We start from the raw sequence: 751 nt of genomic DNA, 5'->3' as shown, positions 1-751 counted from the left end.
AACGCCGGTCCTGAGCCTAACAAGGTCGACATTTCGGCACGCTTCTTATTTTCTGGATATCCGCAGGGGCGCCCTGTCAAATTCGCTCCCATCGCTAACCTGGATCAGTCCGGCTTGCTCAGCGTGGGTGTAATACCGGAACTCCCTACTGAGACCTCAGTGGGACACCGCTCCATGCTCCCCGAACACTTGCCCCGGACTTGCCAATTCCCAGACCAGCGCTCCGCGTTCGTCGACGCTTGGACATGCCTGAAAGGATCTTTCTTTGACACATTTCAACCAAGCTCTTGAGACCACGTTTTTCCATCGGTTGAGGCTGCTGCTCGGTTCAGTCATATTGCTGGCGTCATCTGCAGCCGTTGGGCAGGCCGACTCCATTTATCCTCAGAGCATCCGCACGACCCCAACCCAGTCAGCTGACATCATTCGGCCATGCACGGGGCTGGAGAAAATCGCGAAACTGCAGGCCGCAGAATGTGGAACGCTCACACTGTCCGCTGTGGTCATCCGCATGAATGCTCTTGAGAAGGACGATCAAGACGAATAATCGAAAGACGGGATGCGCGAAACACACGGCGTATCCCAGTGCAACACTTATTGTCCGAGCGTTAAGGCTGTCTTCTTTTCATTGGAAGGCGGCCTTTCATTTCAGCAATGGTCCGGACTGGTCGAGATAAGATGCGTCGAAGCCGACGTTCGTGCAACCGCGACCAAAGGCAGCTTCGTCCGCTTTGTCGACCTTCACGGCGTC

The 751-nt window shown here is 55.4% G+C and carries 1 protein-coding gene; it reads left to right on the top strand.

Going from position 1 to position 751, the window contains the following annotated elements:
• The first annotated feature begins 265 nt into the window (after positions 1 to 265).
• Entirely contained in the window at positions 266 to 547 is a 282-nt protein-coding gene (locus ACFQ4E_RS20600; RefSeq protein WP_386806410.1) for a hypothetical protein, read from the top strand.
• Positions 548 to 751: the final 204 nt, after the last annotated feature.

The sequence above is a fragment of the Litorisediminicola beolgyonensis genome, assembly GCF_042679605.1.
In the GTDB taxonomy this organism is placed as follows: Bacteria; Pseudomonadota; Alphaproteobacteria; order Rhodobacterales; family Rhodobacteraceae; genus Litorisediminicola; species Litorisediminicola beolgyonensis.
The sequence above is the reverse complement of the archived record's forward strand: the minus strand, read 5'-3'. Positions and strand labels throughout refer to the sequence as shown.